General features: G+C 44.1%; 16 protein-coding genes. 14 read left to right on the forward strand and 2 right to left on the reverse strand.

The genetic code is table 11. From position 1 onward, the window contains the following. Both DW025_RS08355 and DW025_RS08360 read right to left on the reverse strand, forming a co-directional pair. Complete coding sequence (locus tag DW025_RS08355) at window positions 1-444, reverse strand: helix-turn-helix domain-containing protein (protein ID WP_117548896.1); 444 nt, start codon at window positions 442-444, stop codon at window positions 1-3. A gap of 60 nt (window positions 445-504) precedes the next feature. Further along, window positions 505-906 carry a helix-turn-helix domain-containing protein gene (locus DW025_RS08360; protein ID WP_117548897.1) on the reverse strand — a complete coding sequence of 134 codons (402 nt, stop codon included), beginning with the start codon at window positions 904-906 and terminating at the stop codon, window positions 505-507. A gap of 156 nt (window positions 907-1,062) precedes the next feature. On the opposite strand from DW025_RS08360, the gene thyA reads away from it, so the two are divergent. The 14 genes from thyA (at window position 1,063) to DW025_RS08430 (ending at window position 20,093) form a co-directional block, all read left to right on the forward strand. Continuing rightward, a complete protein-coding gene (thyA, locus tag DW025_RS08365; protein ID WP_118016565.1) occupies window positions 1,063-1,893 on the forward strand; it encodes a thymidylate synthase in 831 nt (276 codons plus the stop codon). Between the two features lie 42 nt (window positions 1,894-1,935). Further along, window positions 1,936-2,436 carry a dihydrofolate reductase gene (locus DW025_RS08370; protein ID WP_117548899.1) on the forward strand — a complete coding sequence of 167 codons (501 nt, stop codon included), beginning with the start codon at window positions 1,936-1,938 and terminating at the stop codon, window positions 2,434-2,436. A gap of 121 nt (window positions 2,437-2,557) precedes the next feature. Beyond that, on the forward strand, window positions 2,558-3,667 hold the full coding sequence (locus DW025_RS08375) for a heavy metal-binding domain-containing protein (protein WP_118016564.1): 1,110 nt from the start codon (window positions 2,558-2,560) through the stop codon (window positions 3,665-3,667). 15 nt (window positions 3,668-3,682) lie between these two features. Then, entirely contained in the window at window positions 3,683-4,684 is a 1,002-nt protein-coding gene (locus DW025_RS08380; RefSeq protein ID WP_118016563.1) for a rhomboid family intramembrane serine protease, read from the forward strand. 37 nt (window positions 4,685-4,721) lie between these two features. Continuing rightward, a complete protein-coding gene (locus DW025_RS08385) occupies window positions 4,722-7,058 on the forward strand; it encodes a tetratricopeptide repeat protein (RefSeq protein ID WP_119999551.1) in 2,337 nt (778 codons plus the stop codon). 80 nt (window positions 7,059-7,138) lie between these two features. Continuing rightward, window positions 7,139-10,648 carry a hypothetical protein gene (locus DW025_RS08390; protein ID WP_242992600.1) on the forward strand — a complete coding sequence of 1,170 codons (3,510 nt, stop codon included), beginning with the start codon at window positions 7,139-7,141 and terminating at the stop codon, window positions 10,646-10,648. Window positions 10,649-10,760: 112 nt separating this feature from the next. Further along, on the forward strand, window positions 10,761-11,753 hold the full coding sequence (locus DW025_RS08395; RefSeq protein WP_117548903.1) for a rod shape-determining protein: 993 nt from the start codon (window positions 10,761-10,763) through the stop codon (window positions 11,751-11,753). Between the two features lie 4 nt (window positions 11,754-11,757). Then, the gene (locus tag DW025_RS08400) at window positions 11,758-13,737 is read left to right on the forward strand and encodes a YgiQ family radical SAM protein (protein ID WP_118757720.1); all 1,980 of its coding nucleotides are present in this window, start codon (window positions 11,758-11,760) and stop codon (window positions 13,735-13,737) included. Window positions 13,738-13,877: 140 nt separating this feature from the next. Continuing rightward, window positions 13,878-15,062 carry an acetyl-CoA C-acetyltransferase gene (locus tag DW025_RS08405; RefSeq protein WP_055279930.1) on the forward strand — a complete coding sequence of 395 codons (1,185 nt, stop codon included), beginning with the start codon at window positions 13,878-13,880 and terminating at the stop codon, window positions 15,060-15,062. A 25-nt stretch (window positions 15,063-15,087) separates the two neighbouring features. Next, complete coding sequence (locus DW025_RS08410) at window positions 15,088-15,879, forward strand: enoyl-CoA hydratase-related protein (protein ID WP_119999553.1); 792 nt, start codon at window positions 15,088-15,090, stop codon at window positions 15,877-15,879. Window positions 15,880-16,119: 240 nt separating this feature from the next. Next, on the forward strand, window positions 16,120-16,992 hold the full coding sequence (locus tag DW025_RS08415) for a 3-hydroxyacyl-CoA dehydrogenase family protein (RefSeq protein WP_117548905.1): 873 nt from the start codon (window positions 16,120-16,122) through the stop codon (window positions 16,990-16,992). Between the two features lie 42 nt (window positions 16,993-17,034). Further along, window positions 17,035-18,201: an acyl-CoA dehydrogenase gene (locus DW025_RS08420; RefSeq protein ID WP_004852934.1), complete on the forward strand. Its 1,167-nt coding sequence runs from the start codon at window positions 17,035-17,037 to the stop codon at window positions 18,199-18,201. A gap of 17 nt (window positions 18,202-18,218) precedes the next feature. Then, window positions 18,219-19,004, forward strand: a complete 786-nt coding sequence (locus tag DW025_RS08425; RefSeq protein WP_022058361.1) for an electron transfer flavoprotein subunit beta/FixA family protein — start codon at window positions 18,219-18,221, stop codon at window positions 19,002-19,004. A gap of 27 nt (window positions 19,005-19,031) precedes the next feature. After that, window positions 19,032-20,093, forward strand: coding sequence for an electron transfer flavoprotein subunit alpha/FixB family protein (locus DW025_RS08430; RefSeq protein WP_015535002.1), 1,062 nt, complete (start codon window positions 19,032-19,034; stop codon window positions 20,091-20,093). The last annotated feature ends 257 nt before the right edge of the window (window positions 20,094-20,350 follow it).

The following is a 20,350-nucleotide window of genomic DNA, read 5'->3' on the forward strand; positions in this document are numbered from 1 at the left end:
CTAGCAGCTCAGTGCAGACTTTAAAAACAGCCTGAGATTTTCCCTGCCATTGTCGTCAAGCTGATCACAGTCGGACAGTATTCCTGTCGCTTCCGGTGGAAGAGTCCTGCCGTGACTGTAGGCGAGGAACACTTCGCTGATGTCCATTTTATTTTTCTTTGCTATATCGATGCAGGTGAGCAGCACCAGATGACTCATATTAATACTGTATAAATTGGATATCCTGATAAGATTTATGAGATCCGGGATTCGCTCTCCGCATTCATAGTGCGAGTAGGCGGAGACGGACACCTTCAAGATGGCGGCTATTTCCTGCTGCCTTTTTCCGTGGCTGCGCCTTAGAGACTTCAGTGCGCCGCCTATCACTGCACAGTTAAAATCCTGATCGGATGAATCGTCTTCGTACACCGACGGATCAATGTTGCGTTCTTTTCTTTTTTTCATATTTTCCTGTTTTCTCCTTGAAAATAATATTTACTGTAATTGGTGGGTATAATACTGAATCTACAGTCTGGAATTTTTAGATGCTAGATTTGCCACAAATGTGTCTATCAGTTGGCGGTCGCTGTCGTTTAGAGATCTGTAATTGCCCAGCATGTCTGCTGTGCTCTGGTTGGATTCTATGGCGGTCATGTATGAATTGTCCTCCATGACGATCTGCAATGGCTTTGGATGCCCCTGCATGTATCTTGATGACAGGGTGTATGCGTATAGAAAATCGTGGTCGAGAAGCTCTGACAGTTTTATGGCCTGTTCTATATTTGGTATGTTTCTCCCTTCCTCGTAGTTGGCATATCCGGATCTGGAAATAGAGAGCGCGGCTGCGACATCCTGCTGTGTGAGTCCTGCCTTCTGTCTGAAGTATCTGAGAAGGGCAGGTAGTGGATTGGATGAATGTGGTTTCATGTTTCACCTCCTTTGAATGTTTTTTTGCATTGTACACAAAAATAGTCCGTTGTAAATCAAAATGTAATAAAAAGTGTTATTTGATGTAATAATTAATCACATGTGGGATGGAGAGTATGATATAATTATCTGAAAAAACAATCGGAGGTTACCCAAATGAGTCTTGCAGATGATCTCTTTATAAACATGTGTAAAGATATAATCGATAATGGATATAGTACGGAGGGGGAGAAGGTCAGACCAAAGTGGGAAGATGGAACATATGCCTACACCATAAAGCGCTTTGGTGTTGTCAACAGGTATGATCTGTCAAAGGAATTCCCTGCGATAACACTTAGAAAGACGTATGTGAAGTCGGCTATTGATGAGCTGCTCTGGATCTGGCAGAAAAAGTCAAATAATGTTCATGATCTCAAGAGCCATATATGGGACAGTTGGGCGGATGACGACGGTTCCATAGGAAAAGCATATGGATATCAGCTTGGTGTAAAGCATAAATACAAAGAGGGTATGATGGATCAGGTGGACAGACTGATATATGACCTTAAGAATAACCCATATAGCAGAAGAATGCTCACTAACATATATGTTCACCAGGACTTGAGTGAGATGAACCTGTATCCGTGTGCGTACAGCATGACATTCAATGTAACTGGGGACAGACTCAACGCTATATTGAATCAGAGATCCCAGGATGTTCTTGCGGCCAACAACTGGAATGTTGTCCAGTATGCGGTTCTGGTACATATGCTTGCCCAGGTCACGGGATTTAAGCCGGGAGAACTGGTACATGTGATCGCGGATGCTCACATATATGACAGACATATACCGATAGTCAAGGAGCTGATAACAAGACCTACATATCCTGCTCCAAAGTTCTACATGAATCCTGATGTTAAGGATTTCTATGACTTTACTCTGGATGATTTCAGAATAGAAGACTATGAGACGGGACCACAGATTAAGGATATTCCTATTGCGATATAAGACTATGAAGCATGGGACGGGAAGTATACAGATGGAGGACATATGAAGTTTATTGCAGCAGTAGATAAGAATTGGGCTATTGGAAATAAAGGCAGATTACTGATAAGGATATCGGAGGATCAGAGGAATTTCAGACAGACCACGATGGGGCATGTCGTTGTTCTAGGGAGGAAGACTCTGGAGGAGTTTCCGGGTGGAAGACCGCTCAAGGGAAGGTCAAATATAATTCTCAGCAGAAATCCCGAATATACAGTTGAGGATGCGGTGGTTGTCCACTCGATGGACGAACTGTTTGCAGAGCTGGCAAAGTATAACACGGATGACATTTTTGTCATAGGCGGACAGACTATCTACGATGAGCTCATACCATATTGTGATGAGGCGGTTATCACCAAAATAGACAGAGAATTTGAGGCTGATGCATTTATTTCGGATCTCGACAAAATGGACAACTGGAATGTGACGGATGAGAGACCGGGTGAGGATGTGTCAGAGGTGAATTTTACATTTGTCACATATAAAAATAGTGATGTGAAGAAATAAATTATAATAATTTTTATAATATTCACAAAAAAGCACCTTTTTTTGATTGAAAATTCACAAAAAACATTTGTTAAATGAAGATTATTGTGATACAATTTTTTTATATTTGGGAGGTGCGCTAATGAAGGAAGTATTAATTACATCGGGAACAAGCTTTGAGGGATATGATATCGTTGACTATGGAACATACAAGTTCACACAGACGATACTTAATTCCAACTTTTTGAAGGATTTCGGAACATCTATTGCGGATATTGCCACGGATAGAAGAGATATCTATCAGGAGAAGATCGATGAGATCCTCAATGAAACAATCAATAATTTCACAGATATGGTTCGTGAGACGAAGTATAATGCTGTAGTTGGATTCAGAACGGGTGTTGAGGAATACACCAACAACGTGACTGCTGTTGTTGCCAGTGGAACTCTGGTAAACATAAAGGAGCAGTACAAGTCAGAATTTGACAAGAGCAGCTTCATCAGAAATGAGATTTATGTAAGAAACTATTACGACCTGCTCGTGCCAAGGGCATCAAAGGTTGTACTTGCATCAGAGGGCAAGGGAACAAAGATTTCCGTGTGGTTCAACAACTACAATAACGACGATATAAAGGCGCTTAAGGCAGAGCTTCAGTTCACCAATATCTATGGTGACAATATAACACTGCCGGATGTTGATTTTACATTTGATAAGACCAACCTCAAGCTCCTCAAGTCGGATTATGTGGAGTGTAAGCTTCCGGATAAGTATATAAAGATGATATCCTCCGTCAAGGTATACATCAAGAAGTATGTCAAGGCCAGCGGAGTATACGAGATAGATGCAGATTCTATCGGAATTGAGATGTCTGACGTTAAGTTTAAGGCACTCAAGCTTAAAAAGGGAATTGATGCAGTAGCAAACTACAAGTCAGATGGACTTGTGTGGACATGTAACTGTGGACACGTAAACGAAGGCGGCGCAGAGGAATGTGTGATCTGTGGAAGAAAGCAGGATGATATGAAGAACTCTATCACATTCAACTACGAGCCTATGCTTGAAGAGATGAAGACAAAAGAGTATGTAATAGAGATCAAGGATGTACTCATGAAGTACATCAAGGACATTGATACAGGAATGAGAATGCAGCTTCTTGAGATCATGGAGTCCGGTCTTAATTACGAGAAGAGCAGAGGATCCATGAAGGACTCTGTTATTGAGAAAGTTGAGAATCTCTTCCTTGGATTATAAGGATTATAAGACGATATGCAACAGTACATGGTACAGATAATAAAAAATCTTAAGGAGAAGGGTTACAGACAACTCAATCCGGAAAGTAACAACGTATACGGCAGAGCAGACAGCGATGCCGTATATATTGTTGTTATAGGCAGTAATCATAATCTTGATTCTGAGACTCTGAAAAAGTTCAATAATAAAATATTGCTTGACGTTTCTTCGGATTCGCATAGAAAAGTCAATCTTCTCAATATACTCATCACTCCAAACGGAATGTTTGATGATATGACAAAAAAGATAGTTGAAGAACTGGACAATGTCTGGCTGTTCACGGAGGATTACGGAAAGCTGTATATATTTGAGAATCAGCCCACTGACTTTGACTCACTCTATGATGTGATCGATAAAAAAACGGTGGTGGATAACCGCAGATCCCAGCACAATCTGATAAGAATCTTCGGTGTTGTAACACCGATATTACTGTTGTTAAATATTCTGGTGTACGTTGCATGTATCTTTGTTTATCAACCTACGGAACTGGCTGTGGAAGTGCTTGCGATATCAGAAAAAGGACAATATTACAGATTCCTGACATCAATGTTTACACATTTTGGAATAGCACATCTGGTTGGAAATATGGTAATTTTGATCGCACTCGGTGCGAGGGTTGAGAATATAATAGGCAGATTCAATTATGTCATAGTTTATATTGCCACGGGTCTTACTGCGTCATTTGCATCATACATAGATTGTTTTTATAATAATACATATGCTTACTCGGCTGGTGCATCCGGAGCGATATTTGGTCTTCTGGGAGTGCTGGTTGTCATAGCATTTTACAATAAGGGCCGGGTGAAGGATCTGTCACTTATTAATATGCTTATATTATTTATTCTGACACTGGTTAACGGAAAGATGTCAGAAGGTATTGATAATGTTGCCCATGTGGCGGGATTTGCGGCTGGGATAGTGGCCGGGATAGTCCTTTTGCTGACCAATCAAAAGGTTGTAAAGAATAGCCGTTTATGATAAAATAATACGATGATAAAAAGTGGGAGGCTGGGTTATGAGTACTGGAATCAGTATGTCAAGTGTAAACAAAATAAAGGAACTTGCAGACAATGGCGATTACAGTCTCGCTCTCGATATACTTGAACATCAGGATCTGTCGAAGTCACTTAGTCCACAATTTATTAGAATATGCGGCGAGGTGTATTACGAGAACAAAAGATATCCTGAGGCCAGAGCGGCGCTTGTCAAGGCACATGCCATGGCTCCGGCTGGTAACAAGATAATATATTCTTTGATAAAACTGTATTTATCCATGGGATTTACACAGCTTGCAGAGCATTATTTTGAGATATATACATTTAATCAGGCCAATAAGGATGCAGGTACATACAGACTTGAATATATGATAGCCAAGGCACACAGGAAGCCCGTGAATGAACTTTACAGCATACTGGTGTCGGCGAATGATGTTGAGACGGATGAAGAGTGGGATTTTGAGATGCTTCTGCTTCATGCGTACATAAGAAACAGGGAGAAGTTTGACAGCGCCTGTGTTGAATTCAGAGCGCATTACAAGAACTCTTCACATTTGTATATGCTGGACAAGCTCATGGGCGGCGATGTGGATCTTGAATCCATGATCTATTGTTATCCTGACACGGAGATGCCGGATGATGATCCTGAGCAGGCAGATACAAGAGCAAATGAAAATAAGATACTGGAAGAAGACGATCTGAGAATGCATCCAAAGGATGCTAAGATCATGATCATGGTCGAGGATGACGCACCTGTGACGAGTTCCATGAAATTCAAGCAGATGTGGATTAGATCGAAGGATAAAAAAGAGCAGAAAAAGGAAGCTCGTCAGGAAGAAGAGAATTCTGAGCCGAAGAAGAAATCCAGAGGTTTATTTGGATTGATGTCAAGGAAAGAGGAAGAGCTTGTCGAGCAGGAGATGGAATCTCTGAAGAACGAGAATCTTGACAAGGAACAACTGCTCGAGGAAGTTATTTCCGATACCGCTGATGATGCCGGGAATAAGGCAAAACCTGAGCTCAAGGCGATGAGCAGTGACAGTGAGAAAGCTCCTGAGGGAAAGTCACAGGATATGACCGAGATAAGCGGAGAGCTGACTCCTGAGGATGCAGCGGTGTATAACAAAGATAACGACAATGAGTATGAGGATTCCGAACCGGTGGAGGAAGATAATTATGTTATCGAAGAAGAGCCGGAGGAAGTAGTCATGGTTGAGGTTGATGGTGACGATTTTGATGACGTATCTGACAGTGCGTCAGATTGCGATTCTGAAGACGATACTGTTGTGGAGACCTTTGATTCTGAGTTCGAGGGAGACTTTGAGGATGGATTTGAGGCGGATGCAGAGCCGGAGACTTTGCCTGATGAACCGGTTGAATCAGAAACGTTTGATTTTGATAAAGCCTTTGAATCTCTTGAGGAGTTCGAGGTTGACGATGAGAATCTCGAGGATCTGATGGAAGATGCGGAGTCTCAGAATGATGTGGAAGAAACTGCTGTTGAGCCGGGTGTAGAGCAGAATGAACCGGAAGTTGATGAAGTCTCAGTTGAGATCGAACCGGAGATCGAAGAAGAATTCGAGGTAGATTCAGATTCTGAGCCTGAATTCGAAAAAGAACTTGAGGTTGGCGCAGAATTCACGATCGAGGCAGAGCCAGAGGCTGAGGAAGAATTCACAGTCGAGGCAGAGCCGGAGGTTGAGGAAGAATTCACGATCGATGCCGAAGCGGAGATTGAAGATGAATTTGAGACTGAAGCTGAGCCAGAGTTAGAAGAATTTACAATCGATGCGGAATCTGAGGAATCTGAGATGGAAGAAGTTCCAGTGGAAGTCGAACCAGAGGTGGAAGAATTTGAAGCTGAGGCTGAACTGGAGATCGAAGAAACTGAGGCTGAAGCTGAATCAGAGGTCGAAGAGGAATTCATAATGGAAGCAGAGGATAAGTCAGAAGAGAAAATTGCGATGGAGACAGAACCGGAAAAGCCAAAGAATAATGGCTTCCCGGTGTTTAAGAGCAGTCTGTTCCCTGACTACAACACAGAGAATGCAGCACTGTATGATCTGTCGGCAGAGAAAGATATAAATGCAGAGATAGAGGCTGATGAAGCCAAGATATCGGAAAGTCTTAAGAAAGAGGAGGATCTTATCGGTGAAACAGACAGACTCCTTGCAAGACTTGGAATTAAATTCAACACGGAGTTCAATTCTATATTGAATTTTGATGATGAAGATAAAGAGGAGGCTGTGGCAGCTCCCAACGAGGAGAAGACGGATGAGCAGGCATCCTCACAGCAGGAAATGGTTGACGCTGAACCAGAGCAACCGAAGAAAAAGCCGTTCAGATTGAAGGGCTGATCAAAGAAGAAATAAAGTAGCATGATCATACATATAGTGTATTGCTTTTTTATTTGAACAAACGGAAGGAGGCGAGGGAATTGGCTGTAGATCAGACAGAAGCAATGATTGCGGCGATCAAGGCACAGCTTGAAAAGGAAAGAGCTGCAGAAGCTGCCAAGAAAAAGAGAGAAGAAGAGGAAGAACTTCTCAAGAGTGGCAGCAAGAAGAAAGATGCTGAGACTGCTAAAAGCCAACACAAAACTTTGTCCAAGGAGGAGTTAGAACGAATCGAGGCTAAGAAACGCCGTAAGAGAGAAGAGGCTCTTGGAATTGTTCATGAGGATGAACCGGAAACTTCAACTGAGGATGAAAAACAGGAAGACGTTCCAAAAGAGGGAGAGGGACTGAAGCCTGAAGATAAAAAAGAAGATAAAAAACCAGAGGGAGCTGCACCTAAGCTCAGTCTTAACCTTGGAGGTATCGCTGATGATATGTCGGGCGGTGGTCTCGGAGGCGGCCTTGGCGGCGGATTAGGTGAAGGCGGTCTTGGCGGACTCGGAGGCGGCCTTGGCGGCGGACTCGGAAGTACACCTAAGACAGAAGGAGGCCTTGGATCAGGCGGTCTTGGCGGCGGTCTTGGTAAAACACCTAAAACAGAAGGCGGTCTTGGCGGCGGATTTAAGTTCGGTGCCGGAACTGAAGGCACAGTTAAGTCAACAGGTGGAAGCAATATTGTTCTCACTGATGATGATGAAAATGCTGAGGATGAAGAGACACTTGAGTGGGTAACTGATAAGAATGCAAAGGTGAATAAAGTTAAGTCACCTAAGGGAGGCAGTGATGCGAACGGAGATCTGTTCAGCATTCTCCCAGATAGAAACAAGCAGGCTGCGGCTGGAGAGTCATTGTATGATTTTGACGATGATGACGACGATGATGACGATTTCCTTGGAGCAGGAATAAAGAACCTGTCCAATATAGACGAGGAGAGCCCTGAGGAGATAGCCAAGAAGAAGGCTGAAGAGGAGGCCAAGAAGAAAGCTGAGGAGGAAGCCAAGAAGAAGGCTGAGGAAGAAGCTAAGAAGAAGGCCGAGGAAGAGGCTAAGCGTAAGGCTGAAGAGGAGAAGAAGCGCAAAGAGGCAGAAGAGGCAAGAAAGAAGGCTGCCGCTGAAAAGGCTAAGGCTGAGGCTGAGGCAAAGAAGCAGCAGGCAATCGACGATGCCAGAAAGAACGCTGAAGAGGCAAAGAAGCATGCTGAGACCTCGAAGAAGACCATCGAGGAATGCGAGAAGACAGAGAAGGATCTCGAAAAGCAGCTTGAAGAATTTGCTGCCAAGAAACAGAACTATGATGCAAAGATGGCACAGGAGGCTGAGGCAAAGAAGAAGAACGACGCTGAGCTGCTTGAGCGCGAGGAGAAAGAGCTTGATGCAAATATTGCAAAGCTCAAGAAAGAGATAGCAGATACAAATGAATCTGCTAAGAAAGAGTCAGACAGAATCCTCAAGGAGAGCGATCCTGATACATATAAGAACAATATGATCAATGAGGCTCAGGCTGCTGCTGACAAGGCTATAAAGGCACTTGCCGACACTAAGAAGACCAATGTGGATAAGGGTGTCGCTGAGTACAACAAGGCTGTGGATGCAGATAAGAAGAAGCTGGCAGACATAGATGCAGACAAGAAGAAGTCTATAGAGTCAGCCAAGAAGAAGCGCACAGATGAGGAAGCAAGAGCATCCAAGATCATGAAGACTGCCGAGGCAGACAAGACAAAGGCTGGTGCAATATTCAGCGAGTCTAAGAAGGCTGAGGAAGAGGCTGATGCTAATCTTAAGAATACCACTGAGATGGAGAGTCAGTCACAGAAGACTCTTGATGAGCTCCAGAAGAAGCTTGAGGAGTCAGAGAAGGCTGTTAAGAATGCAAAGAACAGCAGAAATGATGCAAACACAAAGCTTGCAATACAGAAGGAAGAACTGAAGAAGGCAGAGAAGGCTGAGGAGGAGGCTGCAAAGGCTCTTGAGGCAGCAAAGAAGGCCAAGGAAGAGGTTCAGAAGAAGATTTCAGACAGCGAGGAGTTCATAAAGAAGGCTGCTGATCAGATTACATCTGCTGAGAACGACAACAAGAAGATCAGTGAGGATGTTGCCGCCGCAAAGAAGGAGAATGACTCATTCAAGGCTGCGAAGGCAGAGGCTAAGGAAGCTCTCGATTCAGCTAAGAAGTCTCTTGTTGAGGCTGAGGATCTTCTGGCAAAGGCAGAGGCTGCTGCCGAGGAAGCAGAGCAGGTAGTCGAAGAGGCTAAGATCGCAGAAGAGGTTGAGATCCAGAATGCGGAAGCTGCTGCCAAGGAAAAGACAGATAAGCTTACGGCAGAAGGAAAAGATAGAGAGACCAAGCATGAGGCGTTCCTTGCTGCTGAGGAAGAGAAGTATGCTACGGCAGAGGCAAGTGAGCTCGAGAAGGTTCAGACTACAGCTATGAAGGCTGAGAAGGAAGCCTCAGATATGAAGACAAAGGCTGAAGCTGATGCTAAGAAGCTTCTCGATGATGCAAAGAAGAAAGAAGAAGAGTTAAAGAACAAGATCGCTGAGCTCAAGACAAAACAGGCTGAGCGCATTGTTGCAAGAAAAGAGGCTGCTGATCAGGCAAAGGCCGAGGCTGAGGAGAAGAAGAAGAAAGATCTCTCAGCAATAGACAAGGTCGAGGCTGATGTCAAGAAACAGCTCGAGGATATAAGAAGCAAGGCTACTGCTGCTGCAAAGGTACTTGAAAAGGCTATAAAGCGTGAGGAAGAGTACAAGAAGCAGGAAGAGCTTCTGAAGGAAGGTAAGGTTGAGGAAGCTGCACAGGTTATCACACAAGATGAAGAAGCAACTATGGCTGCTTCAGTAAGTGAGGCTGTTGCTGCGAGACGTAAATCACTGCCTAAGGAGGCAAAGTACCTCTACAAGTATCTCGGAGTCGAGCCTGCTGGTGCACAGATCGTTAACGTTCTCCAGACTCTCAAGGTAGATCCTAAGAGATCTAAGAATGTTGTTATTCTTGGACAGCACGGATTTGGACTTACCATGGTCGGTGAGGATTTTGCAAAGTTCTATTATGATATGGGAATCTGCAAGTCTGAGGCAAAGGCAAAGGTTAAGGCAAAGGTTATAAACAGCGGTAAGCTTGCAGGAGCAGTTGGCAAGCTCAAGGGCGGATGTCTTATCATTGAGAGCGCAGGACTTATAACACCTGAGAGATTCAAAGAGATGGTTGATATGTGTTCACCTGAGAAGAATGATATTAAGATCATCCTCACAGGAGAGAAGACAGCTCTCAGCAATATGCTTGCAGCAAATATGACTCAGGCAAGATCGTTCAACAACAGAGTATACTTTGACCAGATCAATGAGAGCGGAATGATCAATGTGGCAGAGTGCTACGCTGATGAGAAGGGCTTCAAGCTTGAGAGTGGAGCAGATACAGCTATAAAGAATGCTTTGATGGCGATGGAGTCAGGAAATATCGACAGACTTCTCGGTGCTATGGATGATGCCATGAAGGCTGCTGAGACCAGAGATCCTATCGACAAGAAGATTCTTAAAAAAGAGATAAAATAAGTTTTGTGACGGATATACCGTTGTAGAATTTTGTTGAAAAAAACAATACCAGTGCTTATAATATCTGTGTTATAGCACTGGTATTATTTTGTTGTGATAAAGGAGAATTTATATGCTTTCAACTGATATTGGAGTAGATTTAGGAACGTCAAATGTATTGATCAGCGTAAGAGGTAAGGGAATTGTTGTAAACCAGCCGTCTGTTGTCGCATATGAAGTATCTACAAAAAAAGTAATAGCAATAGGAACAAAAGCCAAGAAAATGATAGGAAAGACTCCGGAGAATATAGAGGTCGTCAGACCTCTCAATAAGGGAGTTATATCTGATTATACAATAGCGGAGATAATGCTCAAGGCATTTATCAGAAGCGCAATGGAGAAACGTTCGGGAGTTGGAAGACCAAGGATATGCGTGTGTGTTCCAAGCGGTGTTACCGAGGTGCAGAGAAGAGCTGTTGAGGAAGCAGTGTACAAGACCGGTGCCAAGAATGTGTATGTCATGGAGGAACCTTTGGCTGCTGCTGTAGGAGCAAATGTAGATATCTATGAGGCAAAGGGTAATATGGTGGTTGACATAGGCGGTGGAACCACGGATATTGCGGTCGTATCCCTTGGTGGTGCAGTGGAGAGCAGCTCCATAAAATACGCCGGAGATGACTATAATAATGCACTCATCAAGTATGCCAGAAGAAAATACAACCTGCTTATAGGTTATCAGACAGCGGAGAATGCGAAGATCGCTGTTGGCTCAGTCGTAAAGCGTGATGAAGATATTGAGTATGTGATCAAGGGCCGTGATCTTATCAAGGGACTTCCAAAGGCTGTAACAATAACTGCGAATGAAACAGTGGATGCATTTGAGGAGACTACAGAGCATATTCTTGGAGCAATACACAATGTTCTTGAGACTGCACCGCCGGAGCTGGTGGCTGACATTGCGGTATCGGGCATTGTGCTTACCGGAGGAGGAAGTCTTATATACGGAATGGACAGAATAATCAAAGAGCGCACAGGGATAGAGGCATATGTATCGGAAAAAGCACTTGAGGCAGTGGCTCTCGGCGCTGGTATGTCTGTCAACCTCAGCGATAAGAAAGAAGATTAAATGTATGGAAAGAGATTATTTGCCGATCTGCATGGAGGACATGAAGAAGAGAGGGTGGACACAGGCAGACTTTGTGTTTGTCATAGGTGATGCCTATGTTGACCATCCCTCATTTGGTCCTGCCATCATAAGCAGATTGCTTGAAAGATATGGATATAAGGTGTGTATGATTGCCCAGCCTGATTGGAAGAATGACAAGAGCATTGATGTTTTTGGCAGACCAAGACTGGGCTTTTTGGTGTGCGGAGGCAATATGGATTCCATGGTGAACCATTATTCCGTATCTAAGAAGAGAAGACAGAAGGATGCGTACTCTCCAGGTGGAGAGATGGGACTCAGACCTGATTATGCCACCACGGTTTACTGTAATCTGATAAGGAGAACATACAAGGATGTTCCAATCATAATCGGAGGTATAGAGGCCAGCCTCAGACGTATGGCTCACTATGATTATTGGTCTGATAAATTGAAACATTCCATTCTGGTGGATTCATCCGCCGATATACTTTCGTATGGCATGGGCGAGCACAGCATGATAGAGATAGCGGAGGCGCTCGACAGCGGAATAGATGTGAAAGATATCACATTTGTCAGGGGTACATGCTACAGGACAAAGGATATATCCGGTGCGCCCGAGGATTCCATTATACTGCCGGATTATGACAGTCTTTCAAAGGATAGACTGGAATATGCAAGAAGCTTTTATACACAGTATATAAATACAGATCCATACTCGGCTAAAACGCTGGTTGAGGGATACGGAAACAGAGGATATGTTGTTCAGAATCCTCCGGCTTATCCGCTCACCCAGATGGAGATGGACGATGTGTATGATCTGCCATATATGAATAACTACCATCCGATATATGAGGAGGCGGGCGGTATCCCGGCTATATCAGAGATAAAATTCAGCCTGACGAGCAACCGGGGCTGCTTCGGAGGATGCAGCTTCTGCGCACTGACATTTCACCAGGGCAGGATCATACAGACAAGAAGCCACGAGTCACTGATAAAGGAAGCGGAGCGCATGACGCATGATCCTGATTTCAAAGGCTATATACATGATGTCGGAGGGCCGACTGCGAATTTCAGGCATAAATCATGCGCAAAGCAGGATAAATATGGTGTATGCACCAACAAGCAGTGTCTGTTCCCGGAACCGTGCAGGAATCTGAAGGTTGACCACAAGGATTATGTTGAGCTTCTGCGGAAGCTGGAAGCGGTTCCAGGTGTGAAAAAAGTATTTATCAGATCGGGAATACGATTCGATTATGTGATGGCGGACAGCAGCGATGAATTCCTGAAAGAGCTTTGCGAGAAGCACATAAGCGGACAGCTCAGAGTTGCGCCGGAGCATGTATCGGATAATGTTCTCAGGATGATGGGCAAGCCACAGAACAGTGTATATGAGAAATTCATTGATAGATACAAAAGGGTAAATGCAAAGACTGGAAAGCAGCAGTATGTTGTTCCGTACCTGATGTCATCACATCCCGGATCCACGCTGAAGGAGGCGGTGGAGCTTGCCGAATATGTAAGGGATATAGGCTATATGCCTGAACAGGTGCAAGATTTCTATCCTACGCCGTCCACGATATCCACATGTATGTACTACACCGGAGTCGATCCTAGAACCATGAAACCGGTATATGTACCTCATAATCCACATGAAAAGGCAATGCAGAAGGCTCTTATGATGTATAGAAAACCGGAGAATTATGATCTGGTCAAAGAGGCGCTCATAAAGGCCGGCAGACAGGATCTTATCGGTTTTGATAAAAAATGTCTGATAGCGCCGAGAAAGATGGACAGGAAATGTGAACACCAGGGACAACGTTCGTATGGCAAAAATGATAAAAGTAAGAACAATTCAATCAAAAATGGTAAAAACAGCAAAAATAATAAAGCTGTTCCACAGAAAAACATAAAATCATCCGGGCAGAAGAATGCTAAAAATGGCAAAAACAGGAATAAAAGGAAATAGCTCCTTCGCGGAGTCGTTCATTTTTGGTTGCGTGGCACATGCTTTTGTGCTAGAATTATGGCAGATTGTGTGAACCTTTAAGGTTTTTTTATATGTAGTCTTATGTCACACTAATATTTTTTAAAATGGAGGATTTGAAAATGGCAAAGAAGATTGTTTTAGCAGGCGCATGTCGTACAGCTATCGGAACAATGGGTGGATCACTCAGCACAACACCAGCAGCAGAGCTTGGTTCAATCGTTATCAAGGAGGCTATCAACAGAGCAGGAGTTCCTGCAGATCAGGTAGACCACGTATACATGGGATGTGTTATCCAGGCTGGTCAGGGACAGAACGTTGCACGTCAGGCTTCAATCAAGGCAGGACTTCCAATCGAGACAACTGCTGTTACAGTTAACGTTGTCTGTGGTTCAGGTCTTAACTGTGTCAACATGGCTGCTCAGATGATCGAGGCAGGAGACGCTGATATCGTAGTTGCAGGTGGTATGGAGAACATGTCTATGGCTCCTTACGCTATGATGAAGGGTCGTTTCGGTTACAGAATGAACAATGGTGTACTCGTAGATACAATGGTAAACGATGCTCTGTGGGATGCATTCAATGACTATCACATGATCAAGACAGCTGACAATATCTGTGAGCAGTGGGGTCTTACACGTGAGGAGCTTGATGAGTTTGCAGCTAAGAGCCAGCAGAAGGCAGTTGCAGCTCAGGAGTCAGGCGCATTTGACGCTGAGATCGTACCAGTTATGGTAAAGAAGAAGAAAGAGATGGTTGAGTTCAAGAAGGATGAGGGACCAAGACCTGGTACTACAGTTGAGACTCTTTCAAGACTCAGAACAATCAATCCTAACGGATTTGTTACAGCTGGTAACGCTTCAGGTATCAATGATGGTGCTGCAGCTATCGTTGTTATGAGCGAGGAGAAGGCTAAGGAGCTTGGTGTTAAGCCTATGGCTACATGGGTAGCTGGAGCACTTGGCGGAGTTGATCCTTCAATCATGGGTATCGGACCTGTAGCTTCAACCAAGAAGGTTATGGCTAAGACTGGTCTCAAGATCGAGGACTTCGATGTTATCGAGGCAAACGAGGCATTCGCTGCACAGTCAGTAGCAGTTGCTAAGGATCTTGGATTTGACGTTGACAAGCAGGTTAACCCTAACGGTGGAGCAATCGCTCTTGGACATCCAGTAGGAGCTTCAGGATGCCGTATTCTTGTTACACTGCTTCATGAGATGCAGGCAAAGGGTGCTAAGACAGGTCTTGCTACTCTCTGTATCGGTGGTGGAATGGGCTGCTCAACAGTCGTTAAGATCGAGGACTAATTTTAGATAATAAAGGAGATACATCATGGAGTTTGTTACATACGAACAGGATGGATATGTAGGAATTATCACAATCAACCGTCCAAAGGCTCTGAACGCACTCAACAGTGCAGTTCTTGAAGAGCTTGATGCAACATTCAAGGCAGTTGATCTTGATACAACAAGATGTCTTATTCTTACAGGTGCCGGTGAGAAGTCATTTGTTGCCGGAGCTGATATAGGTGAGATGTCAACACTCACAAAGGCAGAGGGAGAGGCCTTCGGTAAGAAGGGTAATGATGTGTTCAGAGCCATTGAGACATTCCCTATCCCAGTCATCGCAGCAGTGAATGGATTCGCTCTTGGCGGCGGATGCGAGATCTCAATGAGCTGTGATATCAGAATCTGCTCAGAGAATGCAATATTCGGTCAGCCAGAGGTTGGCCTTGGTATCACACCTGGTTTTGGTGGAACACAGAGACTTGCGCGTCTTGTAGGCGCAGGCATGGCTAAGCAGCTTATCTATACAGCAAGAAACATCAAGGCTGACGAGGCTTACAGAATCGGTCTTGTGAATGCTGTTTATCCACTTGAGGAGCTCCTTCCAGCAGCTAAGAAGATGGCAGCCGGAATCGCAGCGAACGCTCCTATTGCAGTGAGAAACTGCAAGAAGGCTATCAACGATGGCTTACAGGTAGATATGGATCAGGCAATTGTTATTGAGGAGAAGCTTTTTGGTGACTGTTTCGAGACAGAGGATCAGAAGGCAGGAATGGGCAACTTCCTTGAGAAAGACAAGGAAAAGAAGCTTAAGGTTGTTCCTTTCCAGAACAAGTAATAATTAACAGTTCTGATATTAACATTTAGAATATGTGTCAGTTTTTCTGTGAAAAACTGACATGTAGCACCAGCCATTTGCCGTAGGCAAATTTTGCATGGCTGGTGTTCAACAGGGTGGGGGATCTGATAAAGGTAAACCATCCTAAATGTGTGATATAAGTATTATGGTAGCATGTTAAACGAAACGTATATGAATTTCTCATGTTTACCGGGAAAAAAGATTTAGGAGGACATAAAAATGAAGGTTGGCGTAATTGGTGCAGGAACCATGGGTCAGGGCATTGCTAAGGCATTTGCTCAGGTTGACGGATACGAGGTTGCACTCTGCGATATCAAGCAGGAGTGGGCTGAAGGCGGTAAGGACAAGATCGCTAAGGGTTATGCAAGACTCGTAGAAAAAGGAAAGATGACACAGGAGAAGGTTGATGGTATTCTTGCCAGCATCACTCCAGGTCTTAAGGAAGACTTATGTGCAGACTGCGACCTTATAGTTGAGGCTGCTTTCGAGAACATGGAAGTAAAGAAGACAACATTTGCTGAGCTTGATAAGATCTGCAAGCCAGAGTGTGTATTCGCTTCAAACACATCATCACTTTCTATCACAGAGATTGGAAATGGTCTTACACGTCCTATGATCGGTATGCATTTCTTCAATCCAGCTGACAGAATGAAGCTTATCGAGGTTATCGCAGGTGTTAATACACCAACTGAGACTGTAGAGAAGATCGTTAAGATCTCAGAGGAGATCGGTAAGACTCCAGTACAGGTTAACGAGGCTGCTGGATTCGTAGTAAACAGAATCCTCATCCCAATGATCAACGAAGCTGCATTCATCAAGATGGAAGGTGTATCAGACATAGCTGGTATTGACGCTGCTATGAAGCTTGGTGCTAACCATCCAATGGGACCACTTGAGTTAGGTGATTTCGTAGGTCTTGATATCTGTCTTGCAATCATGGATGTTCTGTACAATGAGACAGGTGACAGCAAGTATCGTGCATGTCCATTACTTCGTAAGATGGTACGTGGTGGCAATCTCGGTGTTAAGAGCGGTAGAGGATTCTATGTATACAATGCTGATCGTACAAAGACACCAGTTGATGCTCAGTAATAGTGCTAAGTAATATAATATATTTATGGAGGAATAATTAGAATGGATTTCGCTTTAGACAAGAAGTATGAAATGGCGCAGAATTTATTCAGAGAGTTCGCGCAGAATGAAGTAAAGCCTCTTGCTCAGGAAATTGACGAACAGCACAGATTTCCTAGAGAGACAGTTGAGAAGATGGCAAAGTATGGTTTCTTAGGAATTCCTGTTTCTAAGGAGTTAGGCGGACAGGGCTGTGATATTCTCACATATGCTATGTGCGTTGAGGAGCTTTCAAAGGTTTGCGGTACTACAGGTGTTATCGTATCAGCACACACATCACTCTGTGTTGATCCTATCGTAACATTTGGTACACCAGCTCAGAAAGAGAAGTATGTTCCTGATCTTGCTTCAGGCAGAAAGCTTGGTGCTTTCGGTCTTACTGAGCCAGGTGCTGGTACAGATGCTCAGGGACAGCAGACAAAGGCTGTACTTGACGGAGACGAGTGGGTACTTAACGGATCAAAGTGCTTCATCACAAACGGTAAAGAGGCTGACGTATATATCGTTATCGCAGTTACTGGTATCGTTGAGAAGCGTGGCAGAAAGATGAAGGAGATCTCAGCATTCATCGTAGAGAAGGGTACACCTGGATTTACATTCGGTACAAAGGAGAACAAGATGGGTATCTGTGGTTCTTCAACATACGAGCTTATCTTCACAGACTGCCGTATTCCAAAGGACGCTCTTCTTGGACAGAAGGGTAAGGGATTCAATATCGCTATGCACACACTTGACGGTGGACGTATCGGTATCGCTGCTCAGGCTCTTGGTATTGCAGAGGGCGCTCTCGAGACAACAGTAAACTATGTTAAAGAGAGAAAGCAGTTCGGCAGATCAATCGCTCAGTTCCAGAATACACAGTTCGTTCTTGCAGACCTTGCAACAAAGATCGAGGCAGCTAAGCTTCTCGTATACAAGGCAGCAAGAAAGAAGGATGAGTACCAGAGCGGTGCTAAGGTTTCTTACTCAGTAGAGGCAGCTATGGCTAAGCTTTACGCAGCCGAGGTTGCTATGGAAGTTACTACAAAGTGTGTTCAGTTACACGGTGGTTACGGTTACATCAAGGAGTACGATGTTGAGCGTATGATGCGTGATGCTAAGATTACAGAGATCTACGAGGGAACTTCAGAGGTTCAGCGTATGGTTATTTCTGCAAACTTATTAAAGTAATATAGGAGGTACTTAACGTGAAGGTTATAGTTTGTATAAAGCAGGTACCTGATACAAAGGGTGGAGTACAGTTCAACCCAGACGGTACATTAAACAGAGCAGCAATGCTTACAATCATGAACCCTGATGATAAGGCAGGACTTGAGGCTGCACTTAGATTAAAGGATCAGTATGGTGCAGAGGTAACAGTTCTTACAATGGGTCTTCCAAAGGCTGCTGACGTTCTTCAGGAAGCAATCGCTATGGGAGCTGACAAGGGTGTTCTTGTAACAGACCGTGTTCTTGGTGGAGCTGATACATGGGCTACATCAACAACAATCGCTGGAGCTCTCAGAAAGCTTGATTATGATCTGATCATAACAGGTCGTCAGGCTATCGATGGAGATACAGCTCAGGTTGGACCACAGATCGCTGAGCATCTTGGAATTCCTGTAATTTCATATGCACAGGAGATCAAGGTTGACGGAGACGCAGTTATCGTTAAGCGTCAGTATGATGACGGATATCATATGTTAAAGGCTAAGATGCCTTGCCTTGTAACAGCACTTTCTGAGTTAAATGAGCCAAGATACATGACTCCAGGTGGAATCTTCGATGCAGTTAATGCAGAGATCACAACACTTGGCAGAGCAGACCTCGTTGATGTTGATGATTCTAACATCGGTCTTAAGGGCTCACCTACAAAGATCGCTAAGGCTTCAGATAAGGTAAGAAAGGGTGCAGGCGAGAAGGTTGTTCCTGATTCTCCAGATGAGGCAGTTAGCTATATTGTTGGCAAGTTAAAGGATAAGCATGTAATCTAATATAGTAAAGGAAAAGTGGTGAATAAAATGGGCGCAATGAACGCAGAAGAAATGAAGAACTACAAAGGCGTATTTGTCTTTGCACAGCAGGTAGATAATAAGTTAAGTGGTATTTCTTTCGAGCTTATCGGCGAAGGAAAGAGACTGGCAGAGAAGCTTGATGAGCAGGTAACTGCAGTCCTTATCGGTTCAGACGTTAAGGGTCTTGTAGATGAGCTTGCAGAGTACGGCGCAGATAGAGTTATCGTTGTTGACGATCCAGAGCTCAAGGAGTACAGAACTGAGCCATATGCACACGCACTTGCATCAGTTATCAATGAGTACAAGCCAGAGATCGTTTTAGTTGGTGCTACAGCAATCGGTAGAGATCTTGGCCCAACAGTTTCAGCAAGAGTTGCTACAGGTCTTACAGCAGACTGTACATTACTTGAGATCGGTGATTTCCCTCTTGTTGCACTTCCAAATCAGGAGCAGAAGCACAATCAGCTTCTTATGACACGTCCTGCATTCGGTGGTAACACAATCGCTACAATCGCATGTCCTGACAACCGTCCACAGATGGCTACAGTTCGTCCAGGTGTTATGCAGAAGCTTGACAAGGTAGCTGGTAAGAAGGCAGAGGTTATCGAGTACAATCCAGGATTCGTACCTAACAACAAGTATGTTGAGATTCTTGAGATCTCAAAGGCTATCTCAGATATCAAGGATATCATGGATGCTAAAATCCTTGTTTCAGGTGGTCGTGGAGTTGGTTCAGCAGAGAACTTCAAGCTCCTTGATGATCTTGCAGAGGTACTTGGTGGACAGGTATCATGCTCACGTGCAGTTGTAGATTCAGGCTGGAAGCCAAAGGAGCTTCAGGTTGGTCAGACTGGTAAGACAGTTCGTCCACAGGTATACTTCGCAATCGGTATTTCAGGTGCTATCCAGCACGTAGCTGGTATGGAAGAGTCAGACATCATCGTTGCTATCAACAAGGATGAGGATGCTCCTATCTTTGATGTAGCTGACTATGGTGTAGTTGGAGATCTCAACAAGATCGTTCCAGCTCTTACAGAGGCTATCAAGGCAGAGCTTGCTAATAAGTAATTAACAGCTTGTTTGTCATATAGATAATTTTAGATTATCAATTATAAGTCCCCCTCTTGGATTTGATGTTCAAGAGGGGGATTTTTTGAGCTGTATGGTGGTCTGAATTGTAGAATCGTTTGAATTGCATAGGGCTGTTGCAGGATGAATTCAGGTACGGAACGATTTGTGTGCGGCTACGTGAGGGTCGTGTTGAGGATATACTGGCGAAAAATAACGTGCTGTTCTTTGCTGAGTGTCCGTTTTCATTACAAGGG

The sequence above is a fragment of the Coprococcus sp. AF38-1 genome (assembly GCF_003603945.1).
GTDB lineage: Bacteria > Bacillota > Clostridia > Lachnospirales > Lachnospiraceae > Coprococcus > Coprococcus aceti.